Below are 21,553 nucleotides of genomic sequence, written 5' to 3'. Positions count from 1 at the left end.
ATGGTGCTTCGTCCCCGGCACGGTTTGTCCCTCTGCGCAGGCGGCGGAGGCCTTGATCTGGGCCTCATGCTCGCCGAGCCCGGCTATCACACCCGCGCCTTCGTCGAATGGGAGGATTGGCCAAGGGCGGTCCTTATCGCAGCCCAGCACGCAGGGTACTTCGCCCCGGCCCCGATCTGGACCGATCTGCGCAGTTTCGACGCCCGGCCCTTTCGCGGTTCCTTCGATGCCATCCTTGCCGGATATCCCTGCCAGCCCTTCAGCGCGGCCGGAAAACGTGGCGGCGCCGACGATCCTCGGCACCTCTGGCCCGACGTCGCCCGTATCATTGGCGAATGCCGCCCGGAATGGGCCTTCCTCGAAAACGTCGCCGGGCACGTCACCCTCGGCCTCGAAACCGTCCTGCGAGAGCTTTGGGGATTGGGCTACACGCCTGCGGCGGGCCTGTTCTCGGCGGCAGAGGTCGGCGCACCGCACGAGCGGCTCCGCATCTTCATCCTGGCCCACACCGATGAGCCTGCATCCCGGCACCGACCGCTACAACCCGGCCGGGAACAGCGACTTTACCCGGAAAGCCGAGGCGCTGGCGCTGGGCATCGCGAAATCCCTGCCAAACCACTGGCCGACCCCGGCCGCCCAGAACTGGAAGGGCAGTTCCGAGGCCAGCATCACCCGCACCGACGGCAAGTCCCGGATGGACCTGCTGCACTACCGGGCGGAACAGGGCTTCACCCGCCCGGGCCCGGTGAACTTGCCGGATGGGCTGCGGTTCTCGCCGCACGCCCCGATCTCGCGCCCGCTCTGGGCTTCGATGATTGCCTCGCATGGGCGCGTCGTCTCGCGGCGGATCCTGAAGGGCCGGTCGCGGCGGCGACTGAACCCGCTCTTCGTCGGATGGCTGATGGGCTGGCCCATCGGGCACGCGCTCTGCGCCTGCTCGGCAACGGAGTTCACCCTCTGGCAGCAGCACATGCGTGGCGCGCTCTCGCAGCTGCCCATGGCCTCCGGCCCGTGGATCTGGCGACCGATCGATGCGGCCCAGCGCCCGGCGCAGATGGATTTCCTTGAAGGATTGCAGCCATGAGCTTCCACGGCCGCATCAGCGGCACCAAGGTCAAGCGCGCGCTGGGCGTGCAGGCCGCGCTGGAATGGGCATTCCGGATCGAACAGGCGCAGCTGGAACTGCCCCTGCCCCCTGACGTCAGCGACGAAGGTTTTGGCTTCGGCCTGGAATACGTTCTCCTCCAGCGCGCCGTGCTGGGCTGCAAGATCGACGGCGGCCAGCACAAGATCGGCGGCTACACCCACGAGGACGCCGAGGTGATCGCCGCCACCGTCGCCGGGATCCCTGACAGCCTCGGCGGCAAGCGCATGGCGATCCGCGTCGCCGAACTGGCCCGCGCCGGGCTGACGCCGGACTGGATGCCGGGCGCCGTCCCGCGCTGCGTGCCGACCATCGTTAAACAGAACCAGCATGGGACGCATGCAGGCGCCATCGTCGTGGGCACCGAACGCATCCGGGTGCGCGGCGCGGGCGCCCGTGCCACTTGGAAAACCATCGACATCCTGGCCTGTCCGGTCACCTTCTCTCCCCACCCGCAGCAGATCGAGGCGGCTCGGCGGGGCTATGACGATTGGTGGCAGGCGCTGCGCTGGGTGCACGATGGGCTGATCGCGGGCGGGATGCTGCGAGAGGTTGAGGTGACGGGTTCGCTGCCGAAGGCGCGGCCTTGGCTAAGGGTGGGACCGCCCGGGTAACGGATCGTCATTGCCTTTTGGCACATAATGACTATCTTGATGCCAAAGGAGGACGATCATGCAGTTCGCCACGGTCCAGCCGATCATCGCGCGCCCAGACCTTCCCGTCATCACCGACGAGGAAGCGGCTGCGCTGGCGCGCACCACCGTCAACCTGTTCCGCGCCTGGGGCCTGACGGATGGCGAGGCGCGCGTGCTCTTGGGCGACATGGCGCAGCGCACCTGGGCGCGCTGGAAGGTTGGCGACATCGGGCGGATCGACCGTGACCTGCGCGCGCGGATGGCGATCCTGATGGGCATCCACAAAGCGCTGCGGTACCTCTTCACCGAACCCGCCCGCGGCTATGCGTGGATCCGCAAGCCCAGCGCGGCCTTCGGTGGCCGCAGCGCGCTGGATATCATGTTGCGCGGCGAGATCACCGACCTGATCGACCTGCGGGCCTATCTGGATGCCGAACGGGGTGCCTGGTGAATGTGCCTGTCCGCCGCGTGACATGGCCCCGCACTGTCCGCATCATCCGCTCGATCCATCCGCCCATCGACTTGTTCGAAGACATCGCCGACCCAGCCGATTGGGAGGCACTGGCCTCGGCCGAGGCTAAGTTCAACCCGCGCATCCGCGACAGCATCGGTGATCTGTCGAAGGTGCCGGTAGCCCGCCGCGTGACCGGGCCCGGTGCCAGCTGGGTCATGGCGCCCTTTGTCCATTGCTCGCCCCTGCGGCCAGGGTGGTTCTCGGACGGCAGCTTCGGCCTCTACTATGCGGGTGACCGCACCGAAGTGGCCATCGCCGAAACCATCCACCACCACGCCCGCTTCATGCGCGCGACGAACGAGGCCCCCGGCTGGACCTCCCAGTTCCGCGAGTTGATCGGCTCCGTCGATGCCGATTTGGACGACGCCACCGGCCGCGCCAACCTGCTGGACCCCGACGACTACCGCGCCTCGTACATCTTCGGGGCAGAGCGGCGCGCGGCCGGGTCGAACGGTATCACCTGGCCCAGCATCCGCTTCCCTGAAGGCCAGTGCATCGCCGTCTTCTGGCCCGACGTGATCCCGATCCCCACCCAAGGCGCGCATTTCGCCTATCACTGGAACGGCGAGGCGGTGGATTTCGTCAAGCAGCTGGACAGCGGCGAGGTATGGGAGGTGTTCTAAAGTATTCGATGCCCAGTGACCTGTCCCCCGAAATTTCCCTCAGTCTGATGTAGAGTCTGCCAAACTTGAAGGAGCAGACATTTTCCGAAGAACCGGTTAACGTCTTGTCGACTTTACTTCGTGACACTCGAACTTGAAGTCCTTGGGCAGTTGACTCTGGCGAACGAAAACGTTCGCCAGAGGAGTTTCATACGCTTCAAACAGCGGCACCGAGCTTCAACAGCTCAGTTTCAAACGCGTCCTTTGCAATGGTGTAGGCACCTTCATTCTTGCCGATCTTCGTCGGATCGCCCGAAAACGCCTCGATGATTGCACGGTAGCGCCGGACAACGTTTGTCAGGGAGTCCTTCACAAACTTCGCGGGGTCTTCGACCTTCCAGTTCACGATCCCATCGTCGTTCGCTTCCATCAAGGCACTCAGACCGTATACAAGCGGCATGATGAAGCCGTCGGGATAGCTGTACTGGACCGGCGTCTTGCTGAAAGCAGTGACGGGTTTCGTCTTCATGTCGTTCGCCATTTTGACCGACGACAACCGACCAAACCGCCCCCCACTTTCGTTGTAGGCCCCAGGGAACTCGCGATAGATCAGGTCATACAGCAACGGCATGATCCCAGCCACGGCGAGCGCCTTGCCGATCTTCTGGCTATGCAGTTCGAACGTTCCGTCGCCGGTTTGTTTCGAGACTTCAGGATGTTCCATGAGCGCGTCGAATGCAGCCGAGCACTTCCCCTTCTGGCTATACATATCAACGACCCGGGGCTTCGACACACCGTCCGGCAGGTCCATCAGATTGAGGGGAATCCAGGACAGCGCAACGATGTCGCGGATTTTGACATCACCACCGTCGTTCGACTTCCACTCCACACGCTTCGCAATCTCTTCAGGGACGGTCACGCGAAGATGGTCGTAGAGACCCTTCTTGTTGGCCTTGGCCTCGTCGGCCAACTGCCGGTTATTGTTCCGGGCCGCGCAGATTTCGAACAGCGAAGAGGTGAAGGCCTCGAACCGCAGATCATCGTCCGGATCGCTCGGGATCAGCACTTCAACCGGCACGAGGAAATCAAGAGGCCCACCCTCACCAGATGCCGCCGCAGCCTTCAGGGCCTTGACCTTGTCCTGGTTGGCATCCCACGCCTCCTTGAACTCGGGCCACGTCTTCAGACGCTTGATTTCCCGCGGCTCTACCCCGGCGACCGAAAGGATGTGCAGGCCGATTGCCAGCGTGTTGTGGCCGCCATCCAAAATGCCCTCGATCGCAGGGTTTTCGAAGGTCATGTGATAGCGACGCCGCTCAAGCTCCTTGCAGTTGGCCGAAGCGACAAGAATTCCCTTGGTCTTGAAAGGGAAAAGGTCGGGCGTCGTTTCGATAGACTCGCGGATGTCCGAGGTGATCTGGCCAACCTTGGCCGTGCGCGGGTTCGCTTCCAACGTCGCCGCATCCATAAGCGGCAGCAGGTTGCGCGCCCGCACAAAGCCGACAAGCCGGGTCACAGGCCCTTCGGTCTGGCGGTCAACGGTTTCAAAGCGGATGATCAGTTCGTTCGGGTTCATTTTGTCGTCCTTATCCAAGGAGGACAGATCCTGAACAGCACGGGGCTCCTGCCCCGCGGAATGAGTGGGTGGGTATCCCTCTCAAACGCCACCTGCCGGTGACAACCCCATCCAGAACCTGTCCAGGTTCATGTTTCCGCCCACCATCTCGGCAAGCCCCTTAACGCTCTCACACCCTCAACCCAAATGCAAGCCGCTCAGCACGAAGCGCATCGATCGCCGGCTTTCGAAGACCAGCGGCCCCAGTTAACTCACCTTCTCAAAGACAGAGACGCCAAGACTATTTCGCAATGCGATCAGTGCTTTGGGAAGCTCTCCGCCAAGCACTAGATGCGTTTCGATCGGCCTCGGATCGCTTTCAAAATCGGCGCGCGCCTGAAGAACCGCGCGGTACTTCACACACTGGAACAAGCCGCGAGCGACGTCATGAATGGGGGCCGAGGCCGGTTTAACCTCAACGGCAATGATTCGATCTTTGCGGTCGAACAAAACGTCAATGCTATCGCCCGAGGGAAGAGGCGCCTCTACCGAACCTGCAGCGCTGCCCACGGGTAGGCCCACGCATTCAGGATGGGAGCGGACATACTCCTTGAGCGCCTTGTGCTCCGGCCCCTCCCCGCCGCCAAAGGAGGTTGCCTGATCGATGACATCGTCAATTTTGGACGCAGCTGGCTGCAGACCAAGCTCGACAAGGACCTCGTCCCAGTAGGGATAGTTGGCGATCTCAGCAATGTAGGTCTTGAGTATCGCTTTGCGCTCTTCAGACGTTTTCCAGACCTTACCCCGGTTTTTCAAGAAAGGATCAAAGCCTTTGCCGGGCACCGAGGTGCCTTTTGAAACAACAAGCGCCTGAATATGCGGGATTTCTTTGCGCCACGTCTTGCTCAGGCGGTTTAGCTCATCGCCGATGCAGCCCAACGGGTAGTTCAGGTTGCGAGGGTTCGGCATCCCAAGCTCGGCAGCTAAGTCTTCGTAGCTGACGGTCTGACCAGCCTTGGCCTGCCTGATCAGGATGGGCAGCGCGAGGCGCGCCCGCTCCTGATAGAGTTTGTCGCCCTGGAAGCCTGTTGCAGTTTCAGCAGTCTTTGCCATCAGCCGTCCACCTTGAACGCGCCCGGCCAGCCGCCGTGCTTTTCGGTCTCGGTGTCGATCTCGGCCATCAGGCGGCGGGTTTCGGTCAGGGCGACCACGACGCGGCGGTAGTGGAGGATGTCGTCCTCGGTCAGCACGCGGCCGGGGCCGGGGTTCTTGCCGCCCTTCCCGGCGCGGTCCTTCAGCCACTTTTCGCAGACCTGATAGCCGCCGACGTGGAACTCCCATGTCGCCTTGGGGACGTCTTCGAACCAGCGACTGGCGTTGATCATCACCTTGCCGTTCTGGTACTGAGGATAGCCTTTGGCCACCCGCGCCTCGCCGCTGCCGCGGAACTGGATGTCGGGGGATTTCAGGACGGCTGCGTCCTCGGGGCGGAGGAGGTGGAGGCCGACGAGTTGGCGGCCCAGCGCTGCCAGAGCCGCAAAGGTGGTGCGGGTCGCGGGCGTGGGGATGCGCGGGAAGTCGGACTTCAGGAACTCGGCATAGCGGCTGCGATAACCGGGGCTGTGCAGTACGGCATAGATGTAGTCGAACAGGTCGCGGGGCCCGAAGGTCTTTTGCAGATCGCCGCGGCCATCCCAGGGGGTGTCAAGCAGACCAAGCTGTTCGGCCTTCGGGCGCTGGAAGTCGGGGCCGAAGCTTTTCTGTTCGCCACGTGGGATGCCGTCCTCGTATGTCAGGCCGAGGGATTTTCCGAAGCCCAGCGCCCAAGCTCGGTCGATGTTGGGGCGGCGGTATGGTTCGCCGACCGATGGTTTCAGCCATAGTGGGAACACAGAAACCCGATCATAGCTGGTCGTCAACTTATGCCCGCATCTCTCGGCAACCACTAACGCACCAAAATCTTCTTTGGTTTGCCTAGTTGTCACTAAGCCCGGATGAGCGGCATCAATATTTGAAAAGACGTTCTCTCCGTTCGTCTTCAAGAGACGCTTGGTAGCAAGCAAAACACGAAAGTCGAAAGCGTGCTTCTGGAATGGCGAAATATCTCCAGAGAGCGGTAGAACCCTTGTTCTATCATCAATAATCTTTCGGGCATTTCCCTTCTTGGCATCGTAGGCTTCGATTGCTTGCTCCCGGCCCATTGCATCGAATTCTTTGAGCTTTTCTACGAGAGAAGCTCTATCGAAGTCGAGTAGCAGATCATCGAAACCACTTTCCACACCGGTTGAGAATAATGGGAAGCTGGAGTTGATTGCCTCGCCAGATAGCCACTCTCCCTCGAGGGGACCGGCGCTTCGCGGAACGAACAGGTAGTCTGGGACACCCATGCCCCCCTTTCGAGAAAGAAAGTCCTTCCAAACACCTGCAAAGAGCCGCTCCTCTTTATCTCGACCATCCCCCCAAAGCTCTCCCCATGTGACGGGCGCTGCATCCACTGCGCTTCTGGCTCGAAGAATGGCGACTCCTTGCTTGATAGGGAAGATATTCTTGTCAGTTTGACCAGAGGAGAGAGACTCGTTCTTATTCGAGTTCCCATGGAGATCGATTACGTCAATTGCGGAAAACGATTGGCTCAAATGCCAACGTAATCCACGCAATGTAGGAGCATCGATATAACCATGGTTTGTGATTAGCGAGATCACTCCGTGATTTCTTGAGGCTTCACGCTCTGCCAATCGAATGAACTTGACGTAGTCGTCCTGGATGTTTTTCTCGAACTGCAACATGTTGCGTTCACGAATCTTTTCTCCTGCGACACTCCGATACGGATCAACGATACGACGGAGTTCAGGCGTCAAGTTAGCGGAGAGAGAAGCATATGGCGGGTTACCAACCACCACAGTGAACGGTGTTCGTGCTTTTGCGTCATTCGAGGCCTGAGCCTCATGCGCTAGTGCTTCGGACATAAAGATGAATTCCATGTCCAGATCACGCGGCGGTTCCAGCGCATTGGTCAGGAAGATGCGTGCCCGCTCTTCCGAGCCGAAGGTATAGCCGGTTTCCGAAAGCTTCAGCCCCACCTTCATATGCGCGATGGTATAGGGCGCCATCATCAGCTCGAAGGCCGTAAGACGCGGCAATAGATGCGCGGGGACATAGGCGTTCCAGGCGGCCTTGATCTCGGCCGCCGTTTTCCCCTGCCCTTTCCAGTGTTCAACCATACGCTTGTGGATCAGATCGATCACCTCGACCAGAAAGGTGCCGGTACCGGTGGCCGGATCGAGGATCTGGACGAAGGGTGCGTCGCGTTTCACATGCGCGGGGATGGTGATGCGGTCGTTCCGCGCCGCAACCTCTGCCCATGTGCTGGTATCGGCCAGCCCAAGGTGCAGCCCGAACTCCGTCCGCAGGATTTCGTCGACGCCGCGGACGATGAAGTTCACCACCGGGCGCGGGGTATAGAAAACGCCGCGCTGCATCCGTTTCTTCGGATCGTATTCCTTCAGGAACAGTTCGTAGAAGTGGATGACCGGGTCTTCCTTGGGGTTGCGGTCGCCGAAGTCGCGCAGGACCGCCTCCATGTTGGCCTCGTTCAGCACGTCGACCACGTCGCGCACGCCGAGTTCGTCGAAGTCGAGGCCCCGCCGCTTGTCGCGCCCACCGATCTTGAGAAAGTTGCCGAACAGCTCCTTCAGGAAGGGGTTGGTCTTGGGCACCATGTCGGCCAGGTTGTCGGCGATGATGCCCGCGGGCCGCGAAATCCGGGCCGCCAGCATGCCGTAGGCGATAGTCTGGGCGAACATGTCGGCAAAGCCATCCGCGTCCAGATCGTGGATCAGGTTCTTGCGGAAGGCCGCAAGCATGGTGGTCATAGGGCCGGTCTGGTCTTCGGCCTTCAGCAGCTGATTGACACGCGCCCGAATGTCCGAGGCCAGTTCGGCCAAGCGAACGGCAAGGTCTTTGGAGGTGCGGATCGTCTCATTCAGCCGGAGTTCGAAGGCCGAGGCCCAAGTCGCGCGCCAAGCCTCGGCATCCTCAGGGTCATCGGGCCAGGCCAACTTGTCGCGCAGGGTGGCCGCGACATAGTCGTGCTTCAGCACGGTGTCGCGGGCGTTCCAGCCCAGCACCTTCATCACCGGCAGATCGCCCGTCGCCTTGCCGTCCGAGAAGTGGATGAAGGCCAGTTCCCGTGCGCCTGACTTGCCGAAGCTGGCCGCAAAGATCAGGTCGTTCAGATGCCACGCCTGCCGGTCGGCCGTTTTGGCTTGCCCCCGGCGGTTCAGGATTAGCGCCTTCAGGATGCGCCGCAGGACGGTGACGGGCAGGGCCTTGTCTTCGAGCGAGATGAAGAACACGCCCCAGGGCTGGCTTGTGACCAAAGGGCGAAGCTGGTGGATTTCGCGGATTTTGGCGACTTCGTCCTTTTTCAGGCCAAGCTCGCTGGCCTCGTATTCGAAGACGACATCTTCGAAGTCATAGTCACCATGGATGGGCCATTCCAGCTTGTCGCGCAGCAGGGACACAAGCTGGGGGAAGTTCGACACCCGGTCGAGGTCGGCGGCGGTAAGGTTACCCATCAGATCACTACCCTTAGTTCAGTTCCATCCAAGCCTTCAGGACCGGCTTCACGCCGACCGGAGCCTGAACCTTTCGCAAGTATGTCTTGGCGATGTGCTTTTCCACGGCCTTGCGGACCTCGGACAGCCGATCGCGATCGAGGACGACGACACGCGGTGTGTCTGGTGTGCTGCGAATGATTTCTACGATCCGCGCCGCATCTTCGACGACGGCTTCAGACTCGAAGTCGACCAGATACCATTTGACGTCACCGGCTTCCGTCGACCAGACGTCTTGCCCTTCTCGTTCGCTTCTTTCGCGATCAAACGCAGGCCGAGCGTAACAGAAGAACACCCCGCGGGCGCCCTTCTTGGTATGACGTTTCCCCGAGTAGATCGCGTCGGGCAGCGCGCTAAGGGCGGCCTCGAGATCCGGCTTTCCGTGGATCAAATCCTGCCATTCCAGGTGCATCTGTTCGTCGGGGCTCGCCGTGCCCTCATACTGTTCACTGAAGTTGCGGAGATCCTCGTAGTCGTCATCTTCCTTGAGAAGCTTCTTTCCTTCGATCCCCAGGGTCTTAGAAATGCGCAGCGTCTTGTGCGACACCCGGTTGTAGAGGCGAAGGAGATCATCCAGTTCCTCCGGCGGCAAGAAGTTCCAATAGCCGACCGTCCCTCGGAGGTCCTTCTGATCGGGATGATCAGCGAGAATTCGCGCCTCGATCGCCGGGTTCATGCGCCGGTCTACCCGGCCGATGCGCTGCATCAGCCGCACGGGGTTCCAGTGGAGGTCATAGTTGATCAGGCGCGTCGCATCCTGAAGGTTGAGCCCTTCAGAAAGCACATCGGTCGAAATCAAGACCCGAATTTCCTGCAGCCCGCGCTTCGCGAGATCAGTCGAACTGGACTCGTTGTAGTATGGCGCAAACCGCTGGATGACCTGAGACCGGTCGCCTTTGGTGCCGCTGTCAATCTGGTCCACCCCTTCGATCCCGGCCGCCTGCAACTGCGCTGCTAGGTACCGAGCCGTCTCACCGAACTCGGAGAAGATGATAACCTTCTGATCTTTGAGGACGGGATCGCTCCTCAGCAACTTCAGAAGCTCCGTCAGCTTCTTGTCCTGAGACGGTTTGAACTTTTCAAGCTCGCTCAGAAAATCTGCAAGCTGATCCAAGTCCTGAATACTATCATGGACGATCTTCTCGACGTCGAATTCATCGCGCGACAGCTTCTCCACCGCGGCCCTGAGCTCTTCCGGATACAGGTCTTCTTCGTCCTCGTCTTCATCCAAGAAATCAAGCTGCGGCTTGTAACCTATCAGCTTCGCATTGCGTCGCTTCCACCGCTCTACAGCCTCTCGTTCGTGATCTGACGAAGCGTTCACGTCAAGCCATGCCAGGAGCTTCTGAAGCAGTCGCCAGCAAGAAAGGCGAAACGCCTCTGCGGAACTCTCAAAACGCTTCAGGAAGTTCGTCCTAATGAGGGCGACAACCTGCTTCCGACGCCCCTTTTCCAATGCCGGAATGATGTCAGGATCGCTGCCCTTGTAGTATGCGTATGGATTGTAAATCCCCAGGGTGAACAGGGGGACACGCTTGTGAAACGCATCTGCAACCATCTCAAGCAACTTTCCGTAAGTCTGCTTGACCGAGTAGTGGGCCACCTTGGGCTTGCGAGGCTCGGGGAAAACAATCTGCGAACCTGCCTCTCTCTGGATGCTCGCTTTCACATAGCTTCGGCTTCGCTGCACAACGAGCGCATCAAAGAGTGAGTCCGTTGAGAATAGGTCGCCAACCTCGGCAATATTGATCTCGGATACTTCCTCGTCTCCGGATGTTCTAAGCTGACGCTCTATCGATTTTTCAAGCTGTCGAATGTGACCTGATAGCGAGTGTATCCCAAGTGGTGCCTCAGCGAAATGATCAGGGCGAAGGCGACTAAACAACTCGACCATGTGCTGAAAGTCCAGCAAGCTGTTGTTGATTGGTGTTGCCGTTAACAGGTACATGTCCTTTCCGGCGGCAATGTCAAAAAGACGCCAGTAACGCGACTTCCGCTTGGGCCCTTCGTCGCCTTTCGTCCCTGTGTTTCGGAAATGGTGCGCCTCATCGATGATTATGACGTCGGCCTGGGAGGCAACCTGGTCCAGCTCTTCCTGCATGCTGTCACGCATCAGGTCTGTGTGACTGAAAATCTTTAGGCGGCTGAAACCTTTGAACACATCTGGCAGGCGATTTCGCAGTTCGCGCTCCCAAACGGGTGACTTGGCAGACTTAGGTACGAACAGCGCTACGTTCTTGTTCTCGTACTGCACGAAACGTTCGATCAGCATGAGTCCGATGAAGGTCTTTCCAAGACCCACGCCGTCACATAGGAAGGCTCCCCTGTACTTTGCGGCGCGCTTCAAGAGCCCGCCGTATCCGTCACGCTGGTACTTGGCAAGGACGGGATATATTCGAGACGAGTTCATTTCCCACTCGCTCGCAGTCTCTTCATGGCCGGAAAAGTAAAGCTGGAGCGATCGACCGTAGACTTCAAACGGGGAGAAGTCGCGAGTATGGCGTTCAATGGTCTTCAAGACCTCTGGCGAAACTTCTTCAGCCTCCTCCCAGCGCTCTTCGTACCATTCCTGCAGCACAGAAACCGGCGTTCCGGTAATCTGGACGTTCAGCTCAATATTTTGGGTCAGCCCCGGCACTGTAAAATTCGATGATCCGACCAGCGCCGAGGAACCAATCACCTCTAAACGTGCGTGCGTGATGTAGGCTTTTGCATGAAACTTGTCTTTCCTGTAGACACGGCATTCAATTTTTCCGTTCCGAATGCCGTCTACTATGGCCTCAACGCCCTTCAGAAAGTGGTTCTTCTCCTTCTCACCCTCAATGCTTGCATCAAGTCGAGCAACAATGTCCCGAAGTCCGGTTTCAAAAGCGCGCTTGGTCCGCTTTGAGACCTCGTCACCCATAAGTATCCGTATGTGATCGACTTTTCGCCATTCATCGCCCAAGGCAAGAAGTGCCCCGATTTCAAAATAACCCGTTGCAATATCGATTGATTTTGAAAGCTGACACCAATCATTGAGATATCGAAGTGCTTTCCAGTCGTCCGCGCTGTTATCCACGATGAACAGTTCACTGCCTGTTCTGTTGCTCTCCCGTTTGGGCATGGCGCTTCCCTTTTTTGCGCCTCAAGGCTGTGCGTCCAGTCGCTTACCGAGGGCTCGTCCGCTCACAACCAAGACGGTATAGGATGCGCTTCCAGAAACCAACCCGTAACCCCTAGTGAAGAGACGGATTTTGGGGGCCCCGGCGAATTGATCGAAGGGCGTCGACAAGGAACCGGAACCCTTCGCAGTGGTCGATTCACTCGAAGACCTCCTGTCATGTCAGATCTTGGGTTGCTTCCCGAAGGCCGCGTTGCTCCACCTAGACCGCAGTCCCTCCGAGCACCGCACCCCTTGCACGATTCGATCAACACAGGTTTCCGGTCGCGCGGGGCGCTCGAAACTCCCTACACAGGGTTTAGTGCACCCCCACTTACATCGAATGGCACATGTTGCCGGCACTGGAGAGCCGCGCCCCCCCTCATCTGGTTCCTCCCCGGCCCTGAACGTATGCGGGGGGGCGCAGCGCGGCATTTCGCTAGCGATATGGATTCTCACCGGGGAAGCCACCCGGAAGCCACCTGCCTGTCGATCCTGCAAAAAGCGACTCATTATCAAAGGCTTGTGGAATCACGACCTTGGCGCGCTGGATTCTTTCGGGGAAACCAGGGAATCCACTTCCGGGGAAGCCACCTTGGCCAGAATCCATCCAGCGGAATCCACCCTTTTCGATCCGTGATGGATAGGCCAAGGCCACGCCTGATCACGAACATCAGCTACCCTTCTGATCCACATTGACTGCTTCCGCCCCCGCTGCGAACACCAGTTCCGGCAGGACCACTTCCCACTCGTCACGGCGGAGCAGGTGGTGGTACTCCTCGTCGCCATCCTCGCGCCGCCAGGTCAGTATGGCCGCGACCTCGCCGCGCAGGAAAGTGGTGCCTTCAGGTGGGGCAAAGGCGCGGGCGAGGCGGGCAAGCGTTTGGCCTTGGGCGTTCTCGATCCGCCAGCGGTCGCCGTCGCGGAGAAGATGGACGAGGTCACCAGGGCGCGCGGCGGCGATGGCGGCCAGCGCCGGATCACCCGGCCGCAGACGCCCGGCGAAAGACAGGTCCACCAGTTTTGGGTCCGGCGGCACATAGCGCAGGCGGGCACGCGGCAGGGCTGTGGTGTCGGGGGTGACGCGGCGGGAAAGGACAGCGTCACCGGGCTGCACGAAGGCGTGCGGTCCGTCTGTCAGCACGGTCAGGGTGGACCGCGCCCGCGTCATGGCGACATAAAACAGGCGGCGTGGGGCGTCGGCATCCTCGCCGCGCGAGGGGCGATCCCAGCCGCCGTTCAGGATCGCAACATGATCGAACTCCAGCCCTTTGGCGCGGTGGGCGGTCATCAGAAGAAGGCCCCGCTGTTCGCCACGAGCGTCCCGTGCCCATTCGCCGAACCACTGCACGAGGTCAGGCACCGGGGCAGCCTTCTCGACCAGTTCACGCGCCAAGGTGCCGATACCTTCGCCGATCAGGTCAGTCCAACGCGATTGCGGCTGGGCGTTCAGGACGGCGACCAGATCAGGTATGGTCAGCAGACGCGTCCGATCCAACAGCAGGGCGCGAATGAAGCCTTGCATCTCGCGTAGTCGCCACAGACTCGGCAGAGTTTCATTGGCCATGTCGATGGGAATGCCCAAGGCTTCCGCATAGGCGCGCACGGGCTCCAGCCGGCGCCAGTCGCGGGCAATGACCGCACAGCGCCGCCATGACCAATCGGGGTCGAGCCGGGACAGGCGCTGCAGTTCGTCCAGTGCAGCCACCGCCTGCGCGGTATCACCGCCCGCGTCCAGCAGGGTGACACGCCCTTGCGCCACGGGGTCCAGAGCCGCCCAATCTCCGCCCGGCATCGCCTTGGCGCGGGCGCGGTTCACGGTGATGTCATGGCCTGCCTTCATGCGCTGAGCAGCAGGCGCGATCACGGCATTGGCCGCCGCAATGATATGGGCCGTGGAGCGGTAGTTCTCGGTCATCCAGACCGGTTTGGCGGCATAATCCGCCTCGAACCTGCGTATGAAGTCGATGCTGGCCCCGGCGAAGGCGTAGATGTTCTGGTCATCGTCGCCCACGGCAAAGAGGCTGATGCGCAGCTCATCCTCCAGCGACCGCCCCGCCACCGCGCCGATCAGGGCGTATTCCTCGGGGCCGATGTCCTGATATTCGTCGACCAGAAGCCAGCGATAGCCCTGGATGAGCGTTTCGCGCAGCGCCTCGGCCTCCGCCTTGGTCAGACCATCCCCGCGCAGCAGGGCCACGGCCTGCATGACAATGCCGTCAAAGTCGCGCGGGCCGTCGTGATCGCCTGCAAAGCTCGCCCCCATCAGCCGCATCGCCAGCGCGTGGCAGGTCGACACAGTCACCCCCGCTGCGTCATCCCCGATCAGGCGGCGAAGGCGTTCGCGGATCTCGGCCGCTGCGTGGCGATTGTAGGTCAGAACCAGTATACCGCGCGGGTCTTCGCGCTTCACGCGGATGAGATAGGCGATGCGGTGCACAAGCACGCGCGTCTTACCCGATCCTGGCCCCGCCAGCACCAGCACGTTGGTCTGTTCGCGGTCATCGCGCACGATCTCAGCCTGCACGGGGTTATCCAACGCATCAACGATGGTCCGCCATGAGGTGCCGGTGGTCTGCCGCCGGATTTCCGTGCCGCGCCCAGGCAGCCATCGGCGCAGGAAGGCGTCGCGGTCCAGCACGAAGTAATCCTCGGAAAGGCGCTGGGCCTGATCCATCGCCTCCAGCCCCTTTTCGGCATAGGCGGCCATCACATGGGTCTGGATCGTCGTCTCGTTGTAGTGCTCTTCGAGGGGCGCAAAGTGCTGCACCGTGAAGGGCCCGCCCTTGGGGCTCAGATGAACCGTGATCGCCGGGCGGAACACCGTCAGGCCCCGGCCCAAGGTGGCAACCTGCTGTTCGTGCAGCCACAGAAGCGCGCGGTCCATCAGGCGGGTCATGTCCTTGACCTCGGCCCGCAACAGCGCATCACCGTTCAGAGCATCCAGCATCGCGCCAAGGGTGGTCTCGACCTGAATGTCCTTGCCTCGCGTGCCTTTGGCCACTTTTCCGGTGAGATGGGCCAAGAGCGCCCGCGCGCCCTGCCGCCGCAGATCGGCGGTGCGGGCAACCACAGGCCAAGAGCGTTCCAGCCGCACGAAGATCGTATTCCGACTGACCTTGCGCAGAGTCAGGTTCCCCCGCCCGCCGTCCTGATCGCGCCCGTCCTGCGCCATGCCGCGCAAGATGGTTTCCACAAGATCGGGGCGCACCTGCGCGTGGCCCTTGTCACGCAGGGCTTGGCAGGTTTCGGTCAGGTTCAAGGGTTGCGCCTCGACCCCTTCGGCATCCGGCACGGTCTCTTGCATCAGGGCGATCAAGTCGGCTTCCATCCGGGCCGCGTGATCCAGACGGCGGGCCGAGGCATCCTCGACCCCAAGATGCACATAGACCGTGACAGCCGTGTCGTTGCTGGCGATCCCCAGCACCTCAAGATCGGCAAAGGCCCGGTGCAACTCACGCCCCGATAAGCCGCAGGCTCCGGTCAAGTCATCCGTCGACACCCCGGCATCGGCGGGGGCGTTCATCACATGGCGCACAAGATCCATCAGTTGCGTGCGCCGAACCCCAGTTATCTGCGCCCGTTCCAGGATGGTCGCCGCCTCGTCCACCGACCGGATGCGCAGCGATGAGGGGAACACCTGCACCCGGTTTTCCTCGCGGCTGAGAAGCGTCGCCTCCTCCAGCCAGGCCACAGCGGTCTTCACCCGGGTGTCGTCGGTGGTCTTGTCGCGCTCGAACTCCTGATCCTTCTCCTCGCGCACGATCTCGCCCGGCGTGGCGACCACCTCACCCGACTTGTGTTTTTCCATCCGCCGCAGGGCCTTGAGGATCGCACCGATCTCATGCCTTGCCAGACGCGACCGCGCCGACAGCGAGAATTGCCGCTCCACATCCTCGGGGCTGAACAGCAGCACGCAACTGGCGGGGCCGCGATCCCGCCCGGCACGGCCTGCCTCCTGCAGGTAATTCTCAAGCGACCCCGGAATATCGCCATGCACGACCAGCCGGATATCGGGCTTGTCGATGCCCATGCCAAAGGCATTGGTCGCGGCAATCACCCGCAGCTGGCCGGTGCGAAACGCCTCCTGAACCTCGCGCTTGCGGTCGGGCGGCAGGCCCGCGTGGAAGAAGTCCGCCGCCAGCCCCTGCCCTTTCAGGAACTCCGCCACCTTTTCCGTTGCGCCGCGCGTGGCGCAATAGACCACGGCCCCCGATGCACCCTCGGGCGGCAGGTTCGCCTCGATCGCCGACAGGATATCGGTCAGCTTTGTCGCCTTCTGCGTGGGCAGCACCGCGAAGGACAGGTTGGTCCGCACCGCGCCACCGTCTAGCAGCATCAGGTCCACCCCAAGGCGCGTCTGGAAATGGTCACGGATGTCACGCACCACCTCGGGCTTGGCCGTCGCGGTCAGGCACAGCACAGGCGCTGGGCTGTCACCCGAGAATTCCTTGATGAAGCGGCTGACATAGCGGTAGTCGGGCCGGAAATCGTGGCCCCATTTGCTTATGCAGTGCGCTTCGTCCAGCACCCAAAGCCCAACCTCGCGCTGTTGCAGCACGGTGCGGATTGACGGCGAGCGCAATTGTTCGGGCGAGATCAGCAGCATCGCCGCATCGCCCATCCGCACCTTTTCCAGCGCGTCGTGGCGTTCGGGCAACGACAGCATGCCGTTGACCGTGACCGCACTGGAAATCCCCGCCCGCGCCAGCCCCTGCACCTGATCGGCCATCAGCGCGACCAAGGGCGAGATCACCACCGTCAGCGCCCCGGTCTTGTCGAACCGCGACAGCGCCGGGATCTGATAGCAAACCGATTTGCCCGTGCCGGTGGGCAGGATGCCCAGCACCGACTTGCCCGCCATCGCCTCGGCCACGATGCGTTCCTGCAACGGGCGGCCCATGTCATCAACCGGCTGCGGACGGAAGCTCGGAAAGCCGAACCAGCGTTCCAGCGCGGCGTTGGGGTTGTTCTTTTCCGCGCACCAGCCGCAGCCCGGATCGCCACAGTTGGTGTCGCGCAGATGCCGCACGATCCGCCCCGCCTGTGGAAACTGCATCCGCACCCAGGGCGGCATGACCGAGTCCCCGCCCGCGACCGAAATCCATGACAGCGCATAGGCCATCGGCCAGCCGTTGCGCGGATCGGACAGGCGGCCAAGGGTCTGGTCCAGGCGGTGATTGCAGGCGCGGCCGTGCAGCAGGCGACGGATGGCGGCATGGGCCGCATCCTCATAAGGTGCCGGACCGCGCAGGAACCGGAACAGTGCATCAAACCCGCCCGATGCCTCGCTCCGCGTCGTCAGATGGTGATAGGCAAGCACCGCATCCGGCGCCTCCTGCCCCAGCCGGGTGAAGGCCGCGATCTGGTCGGACAGCACCTGCAGCGCCAGCCGCGCATCCTGTTCGGGGTCATTCACATGCCCGACCTGCAGCCGTCCGTCCTGATAGTGCTTGACCAGATGGTGGTAGGGATTGCGAGGAAAGGCCAACGGGTTCAGCCAGAGCGTATCGATCGGCGCAGCCCCTAGCCCCGCCAGCCGCGCCCGGTTCGCCACCAGATGCGGCAGGTCGTGGCGCAGGATGTTGTGACCGACAAGATGAACCGCGCCCTCGCAGAACGCCTCCAGCCGGTCCAGCGCAGGTTCAAGCGCGGCCCCTTTGTGAGCCAGCCCCGCCTCGCCCCGAACCGCCGCAAAGGCAAAAAGCCGCGCAGACTTCGGATCAACCTCGAGATCGACCGAAACACAACGCGACAGGAACAGGGTGGGGTCGAAGCTCAGCTATCCGAAATCCAAGGGCGAAGATGAAGGCGCAAGCCATTGATAACCCTGTTGCCCAAGGAAGCAATGCCGTAGATCGATCTGCGCCCCGGACCAGCGACTTGAAGGGCCTGCATCGTTGCGTGCTTTCTGTTCGGGCTACTTTCGGTCAGGCTCCGATGCGATCCATTGCATAGAGAGTAGTTTCGGAACGTCTGGAAAACCTGCACGTTCCGGTGTGATCTGGTAAGGTCGGAATGCGACGAGGAGCCCCGCCGGACCCGAAGCGGCAGCGGCAAAATGGAGGCGGAAAATCACTTACCAAACGCCTGCAACCTGTTCAGAGATAAACGGGACCACATCAGTCCGACTCACCGTTGGTCCTTTCTCGTTGCCGCAAAGCCAAACCTTCCTTGAATCTCAATCTCCGTTCCGGACACGGGTGCCCGCGCGCCGTTCCAGGATCTCTACCGCCTGATCGAGCCGCCCGACCCCGGCCAGCCCGCCTTGGTCGGCAAAGTCTGCGGCGGCGGTCATTTTCGGTCCCATCGACCCGGCAGGAAGATCGAGTGCGCGCGCCTCGTCGGGGGTCAGCGAGGCGATCACTGCTTCGGTCGGGGTGCCGAAATCGCGATAGACGGCATCCACGTCGGTCAGCAACAAGAGGGCATCTGCTCCGAGTTGGCATGCCAGAAGAGCACTGGCGGCATCCTTGTCGATCACCGCCTCGATCCCGGTCATGCTGCCATCGCGCTGCCGCAGCACCGGAATGCCGCCTCCGCCGGTGCAGATCACGATCACGTCCCGCTCCAGCAGAAGCTGCAGCACGCGTATGTCGGGGACTTCTTTCGGTACCGGCGAGGGCACGACGCGGCGCCACTTGTCGCCATCGGGCGCAATGGACCAGCCGGCGGCCCTGGCGCGGGCCTCGGCTTCTTCACGTTCGTAGACCGGGCCGATGAACTTAGTGGGCTTGCCGAAAGCCGGGTCAGTCCCGTCCACGATCACCTGGGTCAGCAGCGTGGCCACCGGCCGACTGTGACCCAGCGCATTTTCCAGCTCCTGCTCGATCATGTAGCCGATCATGCCGCCGGTCTCGGCCCCCAGCACATCCAGCGGATAGGCCTCGTCCGGCTTGTAGGCCGCGCCCTGCAGCGCCAGCAGCCCGACCTGCGGGCCGTTGCCGTGGGTGATGACCAGCCGGTGCCCGGCCTGAACGATGCGCGCCAGCGCGCGCGCGGCCTCGCGCACGTTGGCCCGCTGGTTTTCGGCCGTCAGCGGCTCGCCCCGCCGCAACAGGGCGTTGCCGCCAAGTGCTGACACCACAAGCATTTCAGCCCCCCAGCGTGGCGACCAGAACCGCCTTGATCGTGTGCAGCCGGTTCTCGGCCTGGTCGAAGACGATCGAGGCCGGGCTTTCAAAGACCTCCTCGGTCACTTCCATGCAGTCGAGCCCGAACTCGTCCTTGATCTGCTGGCCGACGGTGGTTTCGGTGTTGTGGAAGGCAGGCAGGCAATGCATGAATCGGGCGCGCGGGTTGCCGGTTTTTTTCATCACCTCGGCGTTGACCTGATAGGGCATCAGCAGCTTGATGCGGTCAGCCCATTTCTCCTTGGCCTCGCCCATCGAGAGCCACACGTCAGTATAGACGAAATCCACCCCTTTCACGCCCTCGTCGACGGAATCGGTCAGCGTGATCCGCGCCCCGGTGTCCTTGGCGACGGCATTTGCATAGTCCTGAATCTCGGCCGTCGGCCACAGCGTCTTTGGCGCGCAAAGCCGCACGTCCATGCCCATCTTGGCGCCGCCGATCAGCAGGCTGTCGCCCATGTTGTTGCGGGCATCGCCAAGGAAGCAATAGGACACCTGACGCAGCGGCTTTTCGGCATGTTCCTGCATGGTCAGGAAATCGGCGAGGATCTGGGTCGGGTGGAACTCGTCCGTCAGCCCGTTGTAGACCGGCACGCCGGACCAGTCGGCCAGCGTCTGCACCACTTCCTGCCCGAAGCCGCGGTATTCGATCGCGTCGTAGATGCGGCCCAGCACGCGGGCGGTGTCCTTGACGGTTTCCTTGTGGCCCATGTGGTTGCCGGACGGCCCCAGATAGGTCACGGTCGCGCCTTGGTCATGCGCCGCCACCTCGAAGCCCACGCGGGTGCGGGTGCTGTCCTTCTCGAAGATCAGCGCGATCTCCTTGCCCTTCAGCTTCGGCACTTCGGTTCCGGCGTATTTCGCCGTCTTCAGATCGGCCGAAAGCTTCAGAAGGAAACCGATCTCGGCCGGGGTGAAATCGCGGAGGGTCAGGAAATGGCGGTTTTTCAGGTTGAACGACATTCGGTGCCTCCTCAGACGGCGTCGCGGATGGTGGGGCAGGACATGCAGTGGCTGCCGCCGCGGCCGCGGCCCAGCTCGGCGCCCGGAATGGCGCGTACATCGATGCCGGCGGCCTTCAGCGCCGCGTTGGTGTCGTCGTTGCGGTCATAGCCGATGACCACGCCCGGACGCAGGCAGAGCACGTTGTTGCCGTCATTCCACTGTTCGCGCTTGCGTTCCTCCTCGGTGTTGCCGCCGGTCGCGACCAGTTCCAGCGACTTGTAGCCCAGGACCTCGGCCACGATCTCGAAGATCGGGCGCGGATCGTGGCGGAACTCTATCGCCGCCCCGCCCTTGCCGGGGCGCAGGTCATAGCAGACCAGTTCCTCGGCCACTTCGCGAAAGGTCGTGACCACGTTGCCGCCGCAGAGGGTAAAGATCGTGTCCAGGTGCATCGCGGCGCGCGATTTCGGGATGGCAAAGGCCAGAACCCGCTGGGCGGCGCCCTTTTCGAACAGCGCGACCGCCAGTTGCCCGATGCCCTGCGGTGAAGACCGCTCGCCCATGCCGACCAGCACCGTACCATTGCCGACCGGCATGATGTCGCCGCCTTCGACGGTCGCCAGCCCGTGATCCACGCCGGGATCGCCGAAGTAGATCTCGGCCTTGCCGGCGAACTTGGGGTGGAACTTGTAGATCGCGGTGTTCAGCAGCGTCTCGGGGCGCCGGGCCGGCCAGTGCATCGGGTTGACCGAGACCCCGCCATAGATCCAGGCCGAGTTGTCGCGGGTGAAAAGCGCGTTGGGCAGCGGCGGCAGGATCAGGCCCTGATGGCCAAGATAGGCCCCGAACAACCCGCTGGGCTTGAACGGCAGATCGCCGGTCGCCAGCCCGCCCAGCAGGTATTCCGCCAGCTTCGCGCCGGGCAGCTCCTCCATCCAGGCCCGCAGTTCGGCCAGCATGCCGACGCCGACCTGATCGCGGTTGATGCGGTGGTCCAGCACATACTTGCGCCCCTCGGCCAGGTCCAGCGTCTCGGCCAGCAGGTCGTTCACGTCCAGCACCTCGACGCCCTCGTCGCGCATGACGGATGCGAAGACGTCATGGTCCTTCTGCGCCTGCTTGACCCAGAACACATCGTCGAACAGCAGTTCCTGGCAATTGTCGGGCGTCAGCCGGCGGTGAGCAAGGCCGGGCCGGCATACGATGACCTGACGCAGCTTGCCAGTTTCAGAGTGAACTCCAAGCGTTTGATCGGACACGGTTTCTA

The 21,553-nt window shown here is 61.9% G+C and carries 12 protein-coding genes and 1 pseudogene; 5 read left to right on the top strand and 8 right to left on the bottom strand.

Annotated features, from left to right (window positions below):
- The 5 genes and pseudogenes from DFP89_RS20885 to DFP89_RS16965 form a co-directional block, all read left to right on the top strand.
- Positions 1–501: pseudogene (locus tag DFP89_RS20885) on the top strand (DNA cytosine methyltransferase); the annotation flags it as partial.
- 10 nt (positions 502–511) lie between these two features.
- Positions 512–1,084: a DNA methyltransferase gene (locus DFP89_RS20880; protein WP_245948838.1), complete on the top strand. Its 573-nt coding sequence runs from the start codon at positions 512–514 to the stop codon at positions 1,082–1,084.
- Entirely contained in the window at positions 1,081–1,758 is a 678-nt protein-coding gene (locus tag DFP89_RS16975; RefSeq protein WP_114350570.1) for a hypothetical protein, read from the top strand. Before DFP89_RS20880 ends, DFP89_RS16975 begins: the two co-directional genes overlap by 4 nt.
- A gap of 58 nt (positions 1,759–1,816) precedes the next feature.
- Positions 1,817–2,230, top strand: a complete 414-nt coding sequence (locus tag DFP89_RS16970; protein ID WP_114350569.1) for an MbcA/ParS/Xre antitoxin family protein — start codon at positions 1,817–1,819, stop codon at positions 2,228–2,230.
- Positions 2,227–2,916 (top strand): RES family NAD+ phosphorylase, encoded by a 690-nt coding sequence (locus DFP89_RS16965; RefSeq protein WP_425452675.1) that lies wholly within the window; start codon positions 2,227–2,229, stop codon positions 2,914–2,916. The genes DFP89_RS16970 and DFP89_RS16965 overlap by 4 nt, the downstream gene beginning before the upstream one ends.
- A 196-nt stretch (positions 2,917–3,112) precedes the next feature.
- Here DFP89_RS16965 and DFP89_RS16960 read toward each other — a convergent pair whose 3' ends face one another.
- From DFP89_RS16960 to DFP89_RS16925, 8 genes are all read right to left on the bottom strand, one after another.
- Positions 3,113–4,489, bottom strand: a complete 1,377-nt coding sequence (locus tag DFP89_RS16960; RefSeq protein WP_220269864.1) for a hypothetical protein — start codon at positions 4,487–4,489, stop codon at positions 3,113–3,115.
- A gap of 228 nt (positions 4,490–4,717) precedes the next feature.
- The gene (locus DFP89_RS16955; protein ID WP_114350567.1) at positions 4,718–5,563 is read right to left on the bottom strand and encodes a hypothetical protein; all 846 of its coding nucleotides are present in this window, start codon (positions 5,561–5,563) and stop codon (positions 4,718–4,720) included.
- The gene (locus DFP89_RS16950) at positions 5,563–9,027 is read right to left on the bottom strand and encodes a type ISP restriction/modification enzyme (protein ID WP_114350566.1); all 3,465 of its coding nucleotides are present in this window, start codon (positions 9,025–9,027) and stop codon (positions 5,563–5,565) included. Before DFP89_RS16950 ends, DFP89_RS16955 begins: the two co-directional genes overlap by 1 nt.
- Positions 9,028–9,040: 13 nt before the next feature.
- A complete protein-coding gene (locus DFP89_RS16945) occupies positions 9,041–12,172 on the bottom strand; it encodes a helicase-related protein (protein WP_114350565.1) in 3,132 nt (1,043 codons plus the stop codon).
- A 709-nt stretch (positions 12,173–12,881) separates the two neighbouring features.
- Positions 12,882–17,990 (bottom strand): RecQ family ATP-dependent DNA helicase, encoded by a 5,109-nt coding sequence (locus tag DFP89_RS16940; RefSeq protein WP_114350564.1) that lies wholly within the window; start codon positions 17,988–17,990, stop codon positions 12,882–12,884.
- Between the two features lie 399 nt (positions 17,991–18,389).
- Positions 18,390–19,301: a carbamate kinase gene (arcC, locus tag DFP89_RS16935; RefSeq protein ID WP_114350563.1), complete on the bottom strand. Its 912-nt coding sequence runs from the start codon at positions 19,299–19,301 to the stop codon at positions 18,390–18,392.
- 1 nt (position 19,302) lies between these two features.
- Entirely contained in the window at positions 19,303–20,304 is a 1,002-nt protein-coding gene (gene argF / locus DFP89_RS16930) for an ornithine carbamoyltransferase (protein WP_068767967.1), read from the bottom strand.
- 11 nt (positions 20,305–20,315) lie between these two features.
- Entirely contained in the window at positions 20,316–21,545 is a 1,230-nt protein-coding gene (locus DFP89_RS16925) for an arginine deiminase (protein ID WP_114350562.1), read from the bottom strand.
- Positions 21,546–21,553: the final 8 nt, after the last annotated feature.

This window comes from Paracoccus lutimaris, from assembly GCF_003337565.1.
Classification (GTDB): Bacteria; Pseudomonadota; Alphaproteobacteria; order Rhodobacterales; family Rhodobacteraceae; genus Paracoccus; species Paracoccus lutimaris.
Note: the sequence above shows the minus strand (reverse complement) of the source record. Positions and strands in the feature narration are given on the sequence as shown.